Annotated in this window: 15 protein-coding genes and 1 riboswitch; of the genes, 2 read left to right on the plus strand and 13 right to left on the minus strand. The window is 42.7% G+C overall.

Annotated elements, in window-relative coordinates; translation table 11 throughout:
- Positions 1-17 precede the first annotated feature (17 nt).
- The 5 genes from glmM to B9T33_RS01675 all read right to left on the minus strand — a co-directional run bounded on the left by glmM (position 18) and on the right by B9T33_RS01675 (position 5,173).
- The gene (gene glmM / locus B9T33_RS01655) at positions 18-1,349 is read right to left on the minus strand and encodes a phosphoglucosamine mutase (protein ID WP_086177207.1); all 1,332 of its coding nucleotides are present in this window, start codon (positions 1,347-1,349) and stop codon (positions 18-20) included.
- A 118-nt stretch (positions 1,350-1,467) separates the two neighbouring features.
- Positions 1,468-2,934, minus strand: a complete 1,467-nt coding sequence (gene guaB / locus B9T33_RS01660) for an IMP dehydrogenase (protein ID WP_086177208.1) — start codon at positions 2,932-2,934, stop codon at positions 1,468-1,470.
- A gap of 221 nt (positions 2,935-3,155) precedes the next feature.
- Positions 3,156-3,518 carry a YkgJ family cysteine cluster protein gene (locus B9T33_RS01665; RefSeq protein ID WP_086177209.1) on the minus strand — a complete coding sequence of 121 codons (363 nt, stop codon included), beginning with the start codon at positions 3,516-3,518 and terminating at the stop codon, positions 3,156-3,158.
- Positions 3,519-3,616: 98 nt separating this feature from the next.
- Positions 3,617-4,414, minus strand: coding sequence for an MBL fold metallo-hydrolase (locus tag B9T33_RS01670; protein WP_086177210.1), 798 nt, complete (start codon positions 4,412-4,414; stop codon positions 3,617-3,619).
- 180 nt (positions 4,415-4,594) lie between these two features.
- Positions 4,595-5,173: a TMEM165/GDT1 family protein gene (locus tag B9T33_RS01675; RefSeq protein ID WP_086177211.1), complete on the minus strand. Its 579-nt coding sequence runs from the start codon at positions 5,171-5,173 to the stop codon at positions 4,595-4,597.
- 53 nt (positions 5,174-5,226) lie between these two features.
- Positions 5,227-5,390, minus strand: a riboswitch (yybP-ykoY riboswitch).
- A gap of 58 nt (positions 5,391-5,448) precedes the next feature.
- Here B9T33_RS01675 and B9T33_RS01685 point away from each other — a divergent pair.
- Positions 5,449-6,150: a methyltransferase type 11 gene (locus tag B9T33_RS01685; RefSeq protein ID WP_143223985.1), complete on the plus strand. Its 702-nt coding sequence runs from the start codon at positions 5,449-5,451 to the stop codon at positions 6,148-6,150.
- 42 nt (positions 6,151-6,192) lie between these two features.
- On the opposite strand, the gene B9T33_RS01690 is transcribed toward B9T33_RS01685, so the two are convergent.
- The 3 genes from B9T33_RS01690 to B9T33_RS01700 form a co-directional block, all read right to left on the minus strand.
- Positions 6,193-8,163 carry a 2-oxo acid dehydrogenase subunit E2 gene (locus B9T33_RS01690; protein WP_086177213.1) on the minus strand — a complete coding sequence of 657 codons (1,971 nt, stop codon included), beginning with the start codon at positions 8,161-8,163 and terminating at the stop codon, positions 6,193-6,195.
- 2 nt (positions 8,164-8,165) lie between these two features.
- On the minus strand, positions 8,166-10,868 hold the full coding sequence (gene aceE / locus B9T33_RS01695; RefSeq protein ID WP_086177214.1) for a pyruvate dehydrogenase (acetyl-transferring), homodimeric type: 2,703 nt from the start codon (positions 10,866-10,868) through the stop codon (positions 8,166-8,168).
- 320 nt (positions 10,869-11,188) lie between these two features.
- Entirely contained in the window at positions 11,189-11,899 is a 711-nt protein-coding gene (locus B9T33_RS01700; RefSeq protein WP_086177215.1) for a M23 family metallopeptidase, read from the minus strand.
- Positions 11,900-12,007: 108 nt separating this feature from the next.
- Between B9T33_RS01700 and B9T33_RS01705 the strand changes: the two genes are divergently transcribed.
- Entirely contained in the window at positions 12,008-12,448 is a 441-nt protein-coding gene (locus B9T33_RS01705) for a DciA family protein (RefSeq protein ID WP_086177216.1), read from the plus strand.
- 97 nt (positions 12,449-12,545) lie between these two features.
- On the opposite strand, the gene lpxC is transcribed toward B9T33_RS01705, so the two are convergent.
- From lpxC to B9T33_RS01730, 5 genes are all read right to left on the minus strand, one after another.
- Positions 12,546-13,448 carry a UDP-3-O-acyl-N-acetylglucosamine deacetylase gene (lpxC, locus tag B9T33_RS01710; protein ID WP_086177217.1) on the minus strand — a complete coding sequence of 301 codons (903 nt, stop codon included), beginning with the start codon at positions 13,446-13,448 and terminating at the stop codon, positions 12,546-12,548.
- A 127-nt stretch (positions 13,449-13,575) separates the two neighbouring features.
- The gene (gene ftsZ / locus B9T33_RS01715; protein WP_086177218.1) at positions 13,576-14,766 is read right to left on the minus strand and encodes a cell division protein FtsZ; all 1,191 of its coding nucleotides are present in this window, start codon (positions 14,764-14,766) and stop codon (positions 13,576-13,578) included.
- Between the two features lie 159 nt (positions 14,767-14,925).
- The gene (gene ftsA, locus B9T33_RS01720) at positions 14,926-16,188 is read right to left on the minus strand and encodes a cell division protein FtsA (protein WP_086177219.1); all 1,263 of its coding nucleotides are present in this window, start codon (positions 16,186-16,188) and stop codon (positions 14,926-14,928) included.
- Positions 16,189-16,254: 66 nt separating this feature from the next.
- Entirely contained in the window at positions 16,255-17,109 is an 855-nt protein-coding gene (locus tag B9T33_RS01725) for a cell division protein FtsQ/DivIB (protein ID WP_086177220.1), read from the minus strand.
- A gap of 3 nt (positions 17,110-17,112) precedes the next feature.
- Positions 17,113-18,042, minus strand: coding sequence for a D-alanine--D-alanine ligase (locus tag B9T33_RS01730; RefSeq protein ID WP_086177221.1), 930 nt, complete (start codon positions 18,040-18,042; stop codon positions 17,113-17,115).
- Positions 18,043-18,044: the final 2 nt, after the last annotated feature.

Raw genomic sequence — 18,044 nt, forward strand, 5'->3', positions numbered from 1 at the left:
CAACTATCCTCAATGCATTATGCCGCGTTAGCACGTACCGCATCAGCCAAATGATTTGCCAACGCAGTCACTTCCTCAAGATTATCACCTTCAACCATGACACGAATCACAGGCTCAGTCCCTGATTTACGAATCAAAATACGGCCACGACCCTTAAGCTGCGTTTCCGCTTTTTCAAACTCAGCGACTAGTGCAGACACTGCATACGGGTCGAACATAGCGGCAAGACGAACGTTGACTAAAACGTTTGGCAGGAGTTCAAATCCTTCTACCAATTCGTGTAGGGCTTTACCTTGCTCAACCATCACAGTTAATACTTGTAGTGATGCAATAATCGCATCACCCGTTGTACTCTTGTCTAATGTCAAAATATGACCTGATGGCTCACCACCTGTCACCCAGCCCTTCTCTTCCAGACCTTGTAGCACATAACGGTCGCCGACTTTGGCACGAAGTAACGGGACTTGTGCTTTATCTAAAGCGATTTCGAGTGCCATATTGCTCATGACAGTGCCCACAATACCCGCAGGTTTTTGATTGGCTTGAGTCGCTAAGATATACAGGATATGGTCACCAGTAATTTGCTGACCATTTTTATCCACCATAATGACACGGTCAGCATCACCATCGAAGGCAATGCCTAAGTCTGCCTGATGCTCAACAACCGCTTTTTGTAATTGTTCTGGATGTGTCGAACCACAATCTTTATTGATATTTAGACCATCAGGTTCGTTATATAGTGCAATCACTTTTGCACCGAGTTCACGATACACCGATGGACCCACGCTATAGGCAGCACCATTGGCACAGTCCACCACAATTTTTAAACCAGTTAAGTCAAAATGGTATGGGAAGGTTGATTTACAGAATTCAATATAACGACCATTGGCATCTTTCACACGCACACTTTTACCTAAGTTTGCAGGGTCTTCAATCACCAAGTCATTTTCAAGTTCTTTATTAATGGCTTCTTGAATTTCATCAGGCAGTTTTTTACCTTCGCTCGAGAAGAATTTAATGCCATTATCAAAATATGGGTTATGTGAAGCCGAGATCACGATGCCTAAGCTTGCATGCAGTGCACGAGTTAAATGGGCAATTGCTGGAGTCGGTAATGGGCCAAGCAAATGGACATAAACACCCGCCGCGTTTAAACCCGCTTGTAATGCTGACTCTAAAATATAGCCTGATAAACGGGTATCTTTACCCAGTACAACAATGGGCTTCGCTTTTTTACTGTTTTGTTTTAATACTTTACCTGCAGCAAATCCTAGTTTTAATGCAAATTCAGGGGTAATTGGGAGTTCACCGAACTTGCCACGAATGCCATCTGTACCAAAATAACTCATCTTGTACTCACTTCTTAATGGTGATCTTAATCATCACTTTTTAATGCAAACACTTTACACCAAAAACAAAAAAGCCGTCATATAAATGACGGCGATTTCGGCTAAACACTACTAAATATCAACCAACACGGTAGTTCGGTGCTTCTTTAGTAATGGTCACATCATGTACATGCGATTCAGACATACCCGCTGAAGTAATTTTCACAAATTGCGCATTTTTACGTAAATCGTCAATGACTGCAGAACCGGTATAACCCATAGATGAACGTAAACCGCCCATCATTTGATGCACGATGTTACCCATTGGGCCTTTGTACGGTACGCGACCTTCAATACCTTCTGGTACCAGTTTTTCAGCGCCTGCTTTAGAGTCTTGGAAATAACGGTCAGCAGAACCTGTTGCACCTGCCATCGCACCCAATGAACCCATACCACGATAAGCTTTGTAGTAACGACCTTGGAAGAATTCAACTTCGCCCGGTGCTTCTTCAGTACCAGCCATTAATGAACCGACCATAATGGTACTTGCACCTGCGCCAATTGCTTTCGCCATATCACCAGAGAAGCGGATACCGCCGTCTGCAATCAATGGAATTTGATCTTTCAGCGCATTCGCAACTGCATCAATTGCAGAAATCTGTGGCATACCGATACCTGCAACAATACGTGTTGTACAGATTGAACCAGGACCAATACCAACTTTCACTGCATCTGCACCCGCATCTAATAATGCAAGAGCAGCATCACCAGTTGCGATGTTACCGCCAATCACTTGAACTTGCGGATAGTTGGCTTTTACCCAACGTACACGTTCGATTACACCCGCAGAGTGACCATGCGCAGTATCAACCACAATCGCATCTACACCCGCTTCGACCAATGCTTCAACACGGCTTGGTGTTTCAGCACCTGTACCGACAGCAGCACCAACACGTAAACGACCGAGGTCATCTTTACAGCTGTTTGGATAATTTTCAGCTTTACGGAAATCAGTAACGGTAATTAAACCTTTCAATTCATTGTTGTCATTTACGACAAGCACTTTTTCAATACGGTGCTTTTGCAACAATGCTTGGATTTTTTCTTTTGATTCGTTTTCACGAACAGTCACCAAACGATCTTGACCTGTCATGATATTGCTAACAGGTTGTTCAAGATTGGTTTCAAAGCGAGTGTCACGACCAGTAACAATACCCACCACTTGACCGTCTTTCACCACAGGTACACCGCTGATGTTGTTTGCTTGAGTTAAAGCAATCAGCTCACGTACGGTTGTTTCTGGAGTAACGGTAATCGGGTCTTTCACCATACCTGCTTCAAATTTTTTCACGCGGCGAACTTCTGCAGCTTGTGCAGCAATATCCATGTTTTTGTGCAGGATACCGATACCGCCATTTTGCGCCATTGCAATCGCCATACGTGATTCAGTCACGGTGTCCATTGCGGCAGAAACAAGAGGGATATTCAGATTGATGCCACGTGTGAAACGTGTCTTTAGAGAGACATCTTTTGGGAGAACAGTAGAATAGGCAGGGAGTAATAAGACATCATCAAAGGTTAGGGCTTCTTGAACGATGGTCAACATAACAGTCTCGCTGGTAATTTCCGTGAGCCATTATATACAAATTTCTGTTCATTTTTCATTTTTATTCCAGCAATTCTATGCTGAGTTTTCAAAATTAGTCGTTGAATGCACTGTTTTCACCAATAATGCATTGGATATTCCTCAGCATCTAGTTACATAAAAGGCAGAATCAGAAGATTTTATTGAATGAATTTCAGGGAATTTGATCTTGAATCGAAGACTCAACTGACTTGATCAAAATCTTCATCATTCTCAGCGTCATGCAGTGGAATGGTAAAAAATGGAATCATTTTGTATGCTAGACGAGCTTTATTATATTGCTCATCCGCAATCTGAACATCCTTATACGTTGAACTATGTTCCTCGTATATTATACAACTGAATGCTTGTCCAATTTCCCCACCCAAAGCGATACAATGAGACTGGGTTGGATTGGTTCCCGCCATACACGAATACACAGCCTTAACTGGTTTAGTATACTCTTGCATATTCAACCCTTCTGCCCAATAAAAAGAAACGCGATAATGGGCACAATACGCAGCACATGTTAAACATGCGTCCTGTATTGGTATTTGAGACAACATTTTTATCTATTCTCGCCATCTAAAAGCTTATTTTATGGACGAAAAATCTTAAAAATGTTGTCTGCACACTCAATTATTTTTTCTGAATTTTCAGGTCATTATTCAGGGCAGGTAAAAACCGTTTCATCCATTAAATCGATACCACATTGTAAGGTTTCGATCCAGTCTAGGAATTGGTTAATTTGTTCTTTACCAATAAAAGGTGTGCCATGCTGTGGCACGATCATTTCCACATCCATGGTACGTACCATGTTGACCCACAAGCGAATGACTTTATTTGAACACATATAACGTTGATGGAAACCTTTCATCTTTGGAATATGCGCTGCAAAGTTTTCTAATGGTTTTGAGGCATCATCCACCATCGATGCGCCCATATCACCAGAAAATAAAATTTTGGCAATTGGATCATAAAATTGAAAGTTACCCACAGAGTGTAAGAAGTGCGCTGGAACAGCAACAAGGGAACTATTACCCAGCTTAATCACTTGACCATGATCAGGTAGTTCGATCAAACGATCCAACCAATTGCCTTTCATTCGGTCACTCATAAAGGCTGAGTTTAGGTGTGGTAAGAAACGCGCCCAAAGTTTTGATGCCACGACTTTTGCATCGGTATAAACCAACCAACGGGGCATAGAAGTAATAATGTCAGGGTCTTGATGCGATGCCATCACAAAATCAAGGTTGGTCAAACGGGTATATTTGTTCAATTCCATCGTCAAAGGAACGTAGGTCAAGTCACCACCCGGATCAAGTACCGCAGCGCGCTCATTATCAATGATTAAGAACTGATTCGCCTGAACGCCCTCGCCTTTTACCAGACTGGTAAAACTAATACATTTATGATTGCCATCATCATAAAGTACCTGTGATGTTGTACGTTCAAAAGCCATGCCCATTCCCCAAATTTTTTTATCAAAAAATACATATTCTATAAGTGAATAACATATATTTATTTAGAGAAACTTACAATAAAAAACAGATCAATATTATCTGAAATATCAGTTAATTGGGTCACATTTTTAAGCAAAAAAACCTGAGCATTTTGCTCAGGTTTTAACTTGTTTTAATGTTTAGAAGAAATAGTGCTGAACCAATGCCGCAACACCAATAATTAAGAAAACGATGGCGCCAATTTTATGAATCAGTGAAATCGGCAATTTTTCTGCCAATTTATTACCAATAAATACTGCAGGCGCATTGACCAGCATAATACCTAGCGTTGTACCTAAAGTGACCCAACCAATGCTGTCAAAACGTGCAGCTAAAGCCACAGTTGCAATTTGGGTTTTGTCCCCAATTTCAGCCAAGAAGAACAACACAAAGGTCGCACCGAAAACGCCATATTTTTGCCATTTATTAATGCTTTCAGATTCATCATCCAATTCATCTGGAATTAACATCCACGCAGCCATCGCAATAAAGCCTAAAGAGACAATCCATAATAAGATGGTCGGACTCAGTACAGTGGTAATCCATTGACCCAGAATGGCAGAAACCCCGTGGTTAACCACAGTGGCAAGAAAAATAGCGATCAGAATTGGAACAGGTTTACGAAAACGTGCAGCGAGAAGTAAGGCAAGTAATTGTGTCTTGTCACCCATTTCAGATAAGGCAACGACAGCAAGGGAAATGAAGAAAGCGGTTAACATGGTGCATTTCTCTGGCTAGCAATAACATATACCGATGACCTATCCCTCCTGCTAGCCAATGTGCAGAGTGATAAATCAAAGGTCTTGCCAACAAAAGAAAGCTTAGGAAAGCTCATTTGGTTCTTTGCTATGATGACCATGCTCGTTTTAGAGCAAATATGTTGACCATCACCTTTTTACTTTGCGTAAAAAGCGGCTACTCCCCAATGAAGTAATGCTATTCTAGCGAGGAATGCATGTTTTCGCAATTTTAATTTTCGATGACTCAATTTCATATGCAAAACAATAATCAAAAATTTCAAGAATTTATTCAACACTATATGCACGTGCAGGATGTATTGATCATTGCAGGTGGTCCGTCTCAACTCAGTTTTGACTTAACGACCATTCACCCCTCAAAAAAGCTGCTTATCATTTGCTGCAATCAAAGTTTTCTTCAACTCCCTCAGGCTCAGATTGCCCATCATTCAGACTATGCATGGTGGTTACAGTATCAAGCTACGCTCAAAGCATCCTTTCAGGGTGACATTATTAGTGGATGTGGCTTAGGTCACAACCGTCCTTATCCTGAACATGAAGTTCTCAGCCTCAAAACCGTGCGAATCGACACTCAGGCTGAGTTATTTCATTCTCTACACTATGTTTATGGCAATAATTGCGGCCTTCAAGCCTTTTCTCTTGCACATCTATTTCAACCGCAGCGTATTTGGCTTATGGGCTATGATTTTCAAGCACAGCAGGGACAAACCCATGCTTATCAACACCAACAACCGCAAGAACTGGCGCATTTTGAAAAGTTTTGGGGCCTATTTTTAAAAGACTTCCAACATTTTGAACATCTACGGCAACGTGTTTGGCATAGTGTGCATCCAAAGCATCAACTTCCGCAGGTTTTTAACCTAAATCCTGATTCAGCATTAAAACTGTACCCATCACCATTGGAGCTACCGCATTGGTTAAGTCTCCATGCGACATAAAAAAACCTGCCGAAGCAGGTTTTTTATTTTCGATCCAACGAATTAGATCAATAAGCTTCGAATATCTTTCAATAACTTGGTTAATTTGTTACTGAAACGTGCTGCATCTGCACCATTAATCACACGATGGTCATAAGACAAAGACAATGGCAACATTAAGCGTGGCTCAAAGCCTTCACCATTCCATACCGGTTGCAGGGTGGCAGGTGAAATACCCAAGATTGCAACTTGAGGCCAATTCACTAATGGTGTAAATGCCGTACCGCCAATCGCACCTAAGCTTGAAATCGTGAAGTTGGCACCTTGTAGGTCTTTCGGTGATAATTTCTTATCACGTGCTTTTTGACCCAATTCACCCAATTCAACAGCAATTTGCTTAATCGATTTTTGGTCTGGATTACGCAGTACAGGTACGGTTAAACCATCTGGTGTCGCAACTGCAATACCCATGTGAATTTCATTACGCAGCAATACTGATTTACCATCATCGGCCAAATGCCCTGCAAAATCGCGTTCTTCTTTCAGCAAGTGCGCAACTGCTTTAATGATAAACGCCATGATGGTTAGGCTAATGCCTTCTTTCTTAAAGTTGCCTTTAAGATCGTTACGCCAAGCTTCAAGCTCAGTAATATCCGCCAAATCAAACTGTGTCACTTGTGGAATAAAGTTGTTTAAAGACAACTGAGGAATCGACACTTGTTGTAAACGCGTCAATACTTTTTCTTCCACACCACCAAAGGCATCGAAACTTGGTAGTTTTGGTAAACCCGATGCAACAGCCGCAGTAGCAACAGGAGCCGCTTGCGGTGTCGTCAAACGTGTTTTCACATAAGCAAACAAGTCTTCTTTCATCAAGCGTTCATGTGGGCCAGACGCTTTCACTTCTGCCAAAATGACACCCAGCTCACGCGCTAACTTACGTACGGCAGGACCTGCATATACTTTGGCATTTGCAGCATTTTGTTCTTTGGTCAGCTTATCAGCGCCTTGCGTCGCGGCAGGTGCTGCTGCAACTTTCGGTTCGGCTTTCGCGGTTGTAGGCGCAACTGTTGGAACCGCAGGTGCTGCTGCTTTCGCAACAGGTGCTGGCGCAGCTTGTCCTTCAGCTTCAATTGTCACCAGTGCCACGCCTTCAGAGACGCTTTGACCTAATTGCACATGAATTGCTGTGATTTTACCTGCCGTACTGCTTGGAACTTCAACCGTTGCTTTATCAGATTCTACAACAATGATGCTTTGGTCTTTTTCAACCGTATCACCGACTTGCACTAAAATCTCAGCAACGGCTGCTTTGTCTACACCCAAATCAGGAACCGCTATTTCAACAGGACCTGATGCAGTTGCAGTTGGCGCAGAAGTGACAGCTTCGGCAGTTTGTGGTGCAGCAGCTTGCGCTGCTTCCGGTGCTGGAGCCGTTTCAACAGCAGCCGTAGAACTTGCTGTTTTCACAGTAAGAATCACTACACCTTCTTTAACCACATCACCCGTACTAATGGTGATCGATTCAACACGACCTGAAACGGTACTTGGTACTTCCACTGTCGCTTTATCAGATTCCACCACGATGATGCTTTGATCTACATCAATTTCATCACCCACAGCAACCAAGATTTCGCTCACAGTGGCTTTTTCCACACCAATATCTGGAACTTGTACCTCAATCAGTTGCGAGGTCGTCGCAGCTTGCGCTTGTGGTGCTGCTTCAGCTTTAGGTGCTGCAACTGGCTCAGGAGCTGACTGTGTTTCTGCTTTTGGTTCAGAAGCTGGTACTGCCGCAGCAGACGCACCTGCTGATTCAAGTTCAACCAATACAGCACCTTCAGCAACGCTATCACCAAGGTTGACTAAAATGCTTTTCACCACCCCTGCTGCTGTGCTTGGCACTTCAACAGAGGCTTTATCTGACTCTAACAACACAATGCTGTCATCGACGCTAATGGTATCGCCGACTTTTACCAAAATTTCAGCAACCGTTGCTTTATCTACACCAATATCAGGAGTCGTAATTTGCATGATTAGTTCTCCTCTTTGTAGTCAGCAACAGCGTGAAGTTCTGGCGTTTCTTGCGGTGCCCATGCAACTGGACGGTCTGTATCTAACTCAAAGCTAGAGATCGCATCTTTCACCAAGCGCGCATCAACTTCGCCTTCATCTGCCAGTTTTTTCAGTGTCGCAACCACAATGTGAGCCGCGTCTACACCGAAGTAGCTACGCAAGTTACCACGTGTATCTGAACGACCATAGCCATCTGTACCTAATGCAACAAACGGACGATTGTCTGGAAGATAAGCACGAATTTGTTCGCTATACGCACGCATATGATCCGTTGCAGAAACCACGATACCGTCTTTTTCACGGAGTAACTGAGATACCCACGCCTCTTTGCTATCTTCAGCTAGTGGATGCAAGCGGTTATATTCTTCACATGCCATACCATCACGTGCAAGCTCATTGAAGCTCGTCACACTCCACACATTGGAATGGATTTGATATTCATCACGTAAGATTTTCGCCGCTTTAATCACTTCGCGCAGAATCACACCTGAGCCCATGAGCTGAACTGTCGCTTTCTCATCTTCTTCGAAGAGATACATACCACGTTTAATGCCTTCTTCAGCACCTTCAGGAATTGCAGGATGTTCGTAGTTCTCATTCATCACAGTTAAGTAATAGAACACACGTTCTTGGTTCACATACATACGACGTAAGCCATCATGTACGATCACCGCAAGCTCATAACCAAAACATGGATCATAAGACACACAGTTTGGAATGGTATTAGCAAGAATATGTGAATGACCATCTTGGTGCTGTAAGCCTTCACCGTTCAATGTCGTACGGCCTGCGGTAGCACCTAATAAGAAACCTTGCGCCTGCGCATCACCTGCTGCCCACGCAATATCACCAATACGTTGGAAACCAAACATTGAGTAGTACATGTACATTGGAATCATTGGTAAGTTATTGGTTGAATAACTTGTACCTAACGCAGCCCACGCACTCATCGCGCCCGCTTCGTTAATCCCTTCTTGTAACATGTGACCATCTTTGGCCTCACGGTAATGCATCAGCTGTTCTTGGTCTTCTGGGGTATATTTCTGACCATGGGCCGCATAGATACCCAACTGACGGAACATGCCTTCTAAACCAAAAGTACGTGCTTCATCTGGAACGATTGGTACCACACGGTCTTTAATGGCTTTTTCTTTCAATAATGAAGAAATCAAGCGCACCATCAACATCGTCGTCGATTGTTCTTTACCCGCACTACCTTTGAGCACTGCATCAAACACAGACAATTCTGGAATCGCCAAAACTTCACTTTCTTTACGACGTGCAGGCAGATAACCCCCTAATGCCTCACGACGTGCCTTCATATATTTCAATTCAGGTGAATTTTCGCTTGGACGGTAGAATGGCACTTCTTCGAGCTGTTCATCAGTGAATGGCAAGTTGAAACGGTTACGTACATATTTCAAAGATTCAAGCTGCATTTTCTTGATTTGATGCGTCTTGTTGACCGCTTCAATTTCTTCAGACAAACCATAACCTTTGACTGTTTTCGCCAAGATAACCGTTGGCTGCCCCGTTTCTTTCATAGCTTCTGCATAAGCGGCATACACTTTGAATGGGTCATGACCACCACGGTTTAGGTTATCAATATCTTCATCGCTGAGATTGCGAACTAATTCTTCAGCTTCAGGATATTTACCAAAGAAGTGTGCACGCGTATAAGCACCACCTTTCACTTGATAGCGCTGGAAATCACCGTCTACGGCTTCTTCCATAACAGCCTTAAGTGCGCCAGATTGATCTTTTGCCAGTAAAGGGTCCCAGTGACGACCCCAAACCACTTTAATTACACGCCAGCCTGCACCACGGAAAAGCGACTCAAGTTCTTGAATAATTTTACCGTTACCACGGACAGGACCATCCAGACGCTGTAAATTACAGTTCACCACCCAAATCAAGTTATCGAGCTTTTCACGACCTGCAAGTGAAATTGCACCTGTACTTTCAGGCTCATCCATTTCACCATCGCCAAGATATGCCCAGACTTTACGGTTTTCTTCTTTAATTAAGCCACGGTTCATCAAATATTTTTGAATGTGTGCTTGATAGATCGACATGATCGGACCAAGACCCATCGAAACTGTTGGGAACTGCCAATAGTCCGGCATCAAATATGGATGCGGGTATGAAGGCAAGCCTTTGCCACCGACTTCACGACGAAAATTATTTAAATGTTCTTCAGTTAAGCGACCTTCAAGGAATGAACGTGCATAAATGCCCGGTGCACAGTGACCTTGATAGTAAATCATGTCACCGCCAAAGCTATCGCTATTGGCACGGAAGAAGTGGTTAAAACCCACGTCATATAAAGTTGCAGAAGATGCAAAACTCGCCAAGTGACCACCTAAGTCATCACCAGTTTTGTTGGCACGAAGCACCATCGCTAACGCATTCCAACGAATCAGCGCACGAATACGGCGCTCCATATCAGAATCACCCGGCATTGCAGGTTGTTCGTCTACTGAGATCGTATTTAAGTAAGGGGTATTTAGTCGCTGAATGGGAACGTGCTTCGCAATCGCTTGTTGGTAGAGTTTTTCAAGCAAAAATGCAGCGCGGTCAGTCCCCATATGCTGTAAAACTGAGTCAAATGCGTCCTGCCATTCTTGGGTTTCCTGCGCATCTGTATCGCCATAAAACGCCATACTTCACCTATCCTATGTGCTAAATATATGCATCTATTAGTACCATATTTTAGCAGCGCTCAGTTATCGCTACAGATGAATACGACTTTGCCTAATTATTTATTTACTAAATACTTAGTGATTATTAATTACACTTTATTACAAATTTTGGTCAATATAGGCGTTTTTTCATACAGATATTATTTTTTTTAGTGATAATTTTATATTCAAGAGCAATAAAACAAAAAGCCACAGTCTGTAGAGGTTCAGACCATGGCTTTAGGTATTGTTGATTGTTTGTCTAAATACTGAGGTGTGAATCCATTCACACCAAAATTGTATTAAGGCAACATTGCTAAATAAGTTGATGGATTTTTACGTTGACCATCTTTTACTACTTCATAGTGTAAATGTGGGCCAGTACAGCGACCAGTACATCCAACATTGGCAATATGCTCGCCTGCTTCTACGCGGTCACCGACACGTGCAACTAAACGTGATGCATGTGCATAACGCGTCAAGTAACCATTGCCGTGATTAATTTCAACATATTGACCATAACCTGTACCCCAACCTGATTTGGTCACGATACCTGGGCCAGTTGCATAAATAGGTGTACCACTTGCTGCAGATAGGTCTAAACCAGAATGGTTTTCAGCTCGACCACCCATTGTTCTGCCACCGTAGTTTGAGCTTACGCGTTTCATATCAGGTAACGGGTGCGCGATTAACCAAGAATATGGGTTGCTGGAATTATTTGAATAACTACCTGTTGAGTAGTTTTTAGAAACTGCACTAGAACCGTATTTTTTGGCAATTGTGGCATTGTTCAATTCAACTGATTTTTCACGAATTTGAACATTCAATTTTGTTTCAGCAGGAATATCAATATCATTACTTTCTGAATAAGCACCTTGAGCCAAAGTACGAGTCAGTTGTTCAATACGATCTGAAGATGAATCTGCTTGATTTAATTCTACTAAATCTGCGAAAGCGACTGAAGCGGCCGAAGCTGCCAAAGAAAAAGCCAACAAAACACGTCGTAAATGCATAAAAAACCTCTATAAACTGTTCTTACTTAATTTCCTTGTGTGATTTCGTCCTTGATATCAGATAAAAGGAGCGCATAAGATTAAGACATAAACATGTAGGAAATATGTATGTCCGAACCCGTCAACGTCTTTCAACCAACAAGAAAACACAGAAAAACAGGAAACTTCTCGTTTCTTTCAACTCAAGTTTCTGCTTGGCAGAAACTCACGAAACTTGTTCAACCTGTACTACCCCAACCAGAGCAATGGCAAGTCGTTTGTTATTTAAATGGTGTGCTCATGGTGACTGGAGAAAACCAAGCGCTAATCAGTCAGCTGGCTTATCTACAGAAACAATATATTGCACAATTGTCACAACTATCAGAATTCAAGGATTTACACAAGATTCAAGTACGCCTGAGAACTCCGTCTCCAACACCCCATTCCCCTGAAAAAATTTCAAGAACCCTCAGTACAGAAACTCAGGATTTACTCCGTAATGCTGCTGACTTTGTGAGCGACCCTAAGCTTAGCCAAGCTATGCTGCGTTTGGCAAGCAATAAAAAGTAACCGCCCAGTTGTAACAAGGAAATTCAGCATTTAAAAATGTGACAAATTTAGCATTAATTATTGTTATATTATAACACCAACATTATAAGACAATGACTTATGTCACACTCACATAACGAATTGGGCACTCATTTATGTCATCAAATGTTACAATTTCGTAGCTATCTGGATCGATTTTAACATTGCGTAATAACTGATTATTCAGCGCATGACCCGATTTATATGCATCATATTTCGCAATAATTTGATGTCCAAGTAAATATAAGTCACCCACAGCATCTAATATTTTGTGACGAACAAACTCATCTGAGAAGCGCAAACCCTCTTCATTCACTACGCCAGTATCATCCAAACCGACAGCATTATCGAGGCTCGCACCTAAGGCTAAATTATTGGCTTTTAAATAATCCAAGTCCTTCATAAAACCAAATGTACGGGCTTCGCTCACTTCATAGACAAAAGTTTCAGTCGAGAAATCAATCGTTGCCGATTGGAACTCTTTTTTAAATGCGGGATGATCAAAATCGATAGTAAAGTTTAACTGAAAGCCGTCATGTGGATGAAAAACAGCACGTTTATCATCAATCAACGCTTCAACAGGTTTTAAAATTTTAATAAATTTTTTCGGTGCATCTTGTTCAACCAATTCACCTTGCATCAATAGATAGATGAATGGACCAGCACTACCGTCCATAATAGGCACTTCCGATGCAGACACTTCAACAATTAAGTTATCGATGCCTAAACCCGCAATAGCACTCATAATATGTTCAATAGTGCCGACTTTGGCATTTTCTTGAACCAAATTTGAACACATGAACGCTTCTTGAATTAACATCGCATCTGCAGGAATATCCACAGGTGGATTCAAATCCATACGACGAAACACAATTCCCCCATCGGCATGATGCGGCACAAAGTTAATCATCACTTTTTGCCCACTATGTAGTCCGATGCCACTCGCTTTCACGATGCGTTTCAGGGTCCGTTGTTTCAACATGCGTTTTCTTTCATCAATTCACAAAACCGCTATACGTTAGCATATTTAGCCATTGATAAAAAACAAAAAGGTAGCTGCAAGGCTACCTTTTGTTAATAAATAATGGCTAAGCCATTGAATTTATTTTTTATTTACGCTGCTGATTTTTCAAGTAATCTTGAATACTCATTGGCGTAGGTCTTGAATTCGATGCTGAAGACGCAGCACTTACAGTCGCGGTCGCTTCATGATTTTGACGTTGAATTGCTGGCACATCATCTTCATCTACAGGTGCTTGTACTGAAGCAGCTGTACGTGTCGCTGGCGCAACTGGACGTTTCACTGGTTCTGCTGAATCCGCAGAGTTACGCGTTAAGCCTGTCGCAATCACAGTGACGCTGATTTCATCACGTGCATCTGGATCAAATACAGTTCCGTAGAATACTTGGCCTTCGTCTAAGTCGACGATTTGATTCACAACGTCAGTAATTTCTTCAATTTCACCAAAAGTAACGTCATCGCCACCCGTTACGTTAATCAAAATACCTTTGGCATTCATGATGGTTACGTTGTCGAGTAATGGACTACGAATCGCTTGTTCAGCGGCTTGACGCGCGCGGTTCTCACCACGACCTGAACCTGCACCCATCATGGCATAACCACGGGTACTCATTGCAGTTTTCAAATCGGCGAAGTCAAGGTTGATATGACCTGGACGAACCACAAGATCAAAGATACTACGCACGGCATTTAACAATACATCATCTGCCTTTTTATAGGCATCTTTCATTGAAATATCGCGGAATACTTTTAATAAGCGTTGGTTTGGAATAATGATTAAAGAATCAACATGTTGCTCAAGTGCTTCAATGCCTTTTTCCGCAGATTGTTGACGGCGTTTACCTTCAAAGTTAAACGGTGTCGTCACCACACCCACAGTTAAAATGCCCATTTCTTTGGCAATTTCAGCAACTACAGGTGCAGCACCCGTACCAGTACCACCACCCATACCTGCAGTTACGAACACCATGTCCGTACCTTCAAGGTGTTGGCGAATCAATTCACGACTTTCTTCAGCAGCAGTTTGACCCACTTGTGGATTTGCACCTGCACCCAGACCACGTGTGCTTTGCTCACCGAGTTGGATTTTGAATTGCGCATTCATGCGATCAAGTGCTTGTTTATCTGTATTAGCACAAACAAACTTTACACCTTCAATATCTGATTCCAACATGTGTTGCACTGCGTTACCGCCTGCACCACCCACACCGAATACTGTGAAACGGGCTTGACCGTTGCTGTCGCTTTGATCATCTTCTAAAAATTCAAATGAGGCCATGCCTAAAAAATTCCTAATACATAATTGGCAGACACTTCAGCCCGTATACTGCCTTGATCTTAATAAAAATTGTTTTTTAGAATGCTGTCCAAGTTCCAGCTTGTCAAGTACAAGCAATAATCCGTACAACTTCCCAACAATATTCCCAAATATTTCAACTTAAAAGATCGACTTCAACGTGTCATTAAAGCCAGTCCATGCGCGTTTTACCCGATTCACCACCGAAAGTTTTTCGGTATCTTCAGGCTCAACAATCGTATCTTGTGTTTCGCTTTGACTAAAAATTAACAGACCAGCGGCTGTCGCATATTGTGAGCGACGTAACGCTGCTTGCTGTTGTTCTTCAGCATGCACTTGCATTGGTGGGTTGCCCAAATGCGCAGACACACCCAAAATGCGACGTGCAATGGTTACCATACCTTCAATTTGGCACGCATCACCCGTAAGTACCACACCATGATATAAACCATGAATTGCACCATGCTCAACCAACTCATCACGCACCTGATGTAATATTTCTTCATAACGTGCAATGATAATTTCAGTGAGTTCAATACGGCTAATGGTTTGTGGACCATCAATGCCTTGGAACTGAATCATGCTTTCAGGTTTGACCACTTTCAGGTCAACACAACCATAGAGCATTTTAATGCGTTCTGCTTCTTCCGTTGTGGTTTGCAATACCGCGGCAATATCACGAGTGACATGTTCACCACCACGTTGCAAGGTATGCGTCATTGCTAAGCGGCCGTCTAAATACACAGCGATATTGGTCGTGCCTGCACCAATATCGACTAAGCACACACCATATTCCTTTTCATCTTTTAGCAAACTGGCTTCTGCCGTTGCAAGTGATGAAATGACCATGCGCTCAACACCAATATTGGCACCTTTTAATGCGCGGTCTAGATTCTGCATTGTGCTGATCGGCAACATCATTAAATGATAATGCCCAGTCATGCTACGTGCTGACATACGAATCGGGTTCAACACCCACTCAGGCTCATCATCCAGTTCAAAACCCAATGGCACAGCACTCACCAAATAGTGATCTGAAGTTAAATGGCTGGCTTTAGCCAGTTCTAATGCACGTACCACTTCATTGGTAGAAATTGCATGGTCATTGTTTTCAATTGGTGTACGACCAGAGGCATAAAAACTTTTTAATTCAGCACTCGGAATAGAAATCCATGCAGAATGTACACGACACTCCGCCATATCTTCCGCTTCCTGCACTGCATTTTTAATTGCGGTAACAACCTTATCGAGACTGACAATTTTCCCTTTATTCATGCCGCGGTTACGAGCGGTCGCCATCCCTACCACTTGGATATTGTCTGGCGCGTGTACCTTACCAATCAAAACTGAAACTTTGTGTGTCCCAATGTCAATCGCAACAACCGAGGGAACAGCTTCATTCATTATTTACTACTACCATTCACATGTTTGTTTAATTTATGGCTTAAAGCCTGTATTTATAAAGCCGAATTATGGCTTCACCTGTGCCGCATTCGCAATGCCTATGTCATCACTGGTTACAACAAACTGACCATTTACTGTTTTTGCTGGCACGGAATTTTTCCATTGAATCGCCAAACCATTTCTATAACGCAAATCGATGGCAGAAATCCTTGGCCAAACAGATTTTAAATCGCTATGTGCAAGATAACTCAAACGCTGCAACTTACTCATGGTTTGATCTTGATCCACAATCACGCGTAAACCTGAATCAAACTGCATAAACCAAGTCATGCGCTCCGTTAAATAAAGTTCTTTTAAACGGATACCAGCTGGCAAAAACAATTGGTTGATTTCATTATATCGACGCATCATCATTTTTGATTGACTGATCGGACCATGCAATAACGGCAAGTTCTGATGGTTCTGCGGTGTCAATTCAGAGAATACATCACCACTGTCACTCAATAAACGACCTGTTCCCCAACGTGCAATCGCTTGACGTGGCATCACGCGCACACGAATCGCATTGGGCCAAGCACGTGATACCACCACACGATCAACCCAAGAGATTTCTAAGGTACGATCACGAATGACACGTAAATCTGAGGTGAAATAGTTTTGTGTCACCATCGGTGAAACATAGCGCATGACTTGTTGCTTTTCTTGCGCTGAACGTGCGCCCACCACATCAAGCTCTGCCACACGGGCATCGGTCATGACTTTATACAGTCCAAACAATCCTGCGACCAAGACTACACACGCAATGAGCAGCAATAACCAACCACCCACATTGCTAAGTTTTTCCTTACGCGTTGGTGGTTTGTCATGTATCGATGTCGTTGCTGCGCGTTTACGGCGCATTGACGCAGGAAGTTGAGCCATAATTTAGTGTGCCGCACCAGTCAAGGTTTGTTCCAAAATTGCTACACAGAGTTCATCAAAACTATAACCGATTGCGTTTGCAGCTTTAGGCACTAATGAATGACTGGTCATACCCGGAACTGTATTGACTTCAAGTAACCAGAAATTACCCTGCTCATCTTGCATTGCATCAATACGACCCCAACCGCTTGCACCTACGGCTTGGAATGCACGTAAGCTTAAAGCTTGAAGGCGCTTTTCTTCATCTTCAGTCAAACCACATGGGATACCATACTGCACGTCGTTACGGTTATATTTGGCTTCATAATCGTAAAAAGCAACATCTGCGGGTGGCTCAAGACGAATGACTGGCAATGCCTGACCATTTAAAATCACAATGGTAAATTCACGACCTGTAATCCATTTTTCTGCCATCACTACAGCATCATGCTGAGTCGCTTTGGCAATCGCTTCAGCAAAGTCTTCAATTTTCTCAACTTTGCTCATCCCAATGCTTGAGCCTTCATGCACAGGTTTGATAATAAATGGCAGACCAATGCTATCTACAATTTCTTGCAAATCAGAATCTTTGCTCACAATACGATAAGGCGCAGTTGGGAGTTCAGAACCTTGCCAAACTTGTTTGGTTTTAATCTTGTCCATACCAATCGCAGAGCCTTGCACACCTGTACCAGTATATGGAAGGTTTAACCATTCCAAAGTGCCCTGAATTTGACCGTCTTCACCACCACGACCATGCAATACGATAAATGCACGGTCATAGCCCACTAACTCAGTCACACTGCGTTGTTGCGGATCGAAAGCTTCGGCATTTACACCCGAACGCACCAATGCTTCAAGTACAGCTTTACCACTATCGAGAGAAACCTCACGTTCGGCAGATTTACCACCTAATAACACGGCAACTTTGCCGAATTTTGAAGCATTTGACACGT

This window comes from Acinetobacter sp. ANC 5054 (genome assembly GCF_002135295.1).
Taxonomy (GTDB): Bacteria; Pseudomonadota; Gammaproteobacteria; order Pseudomonadales; family Moraxellaceae; genus Acinetobacter.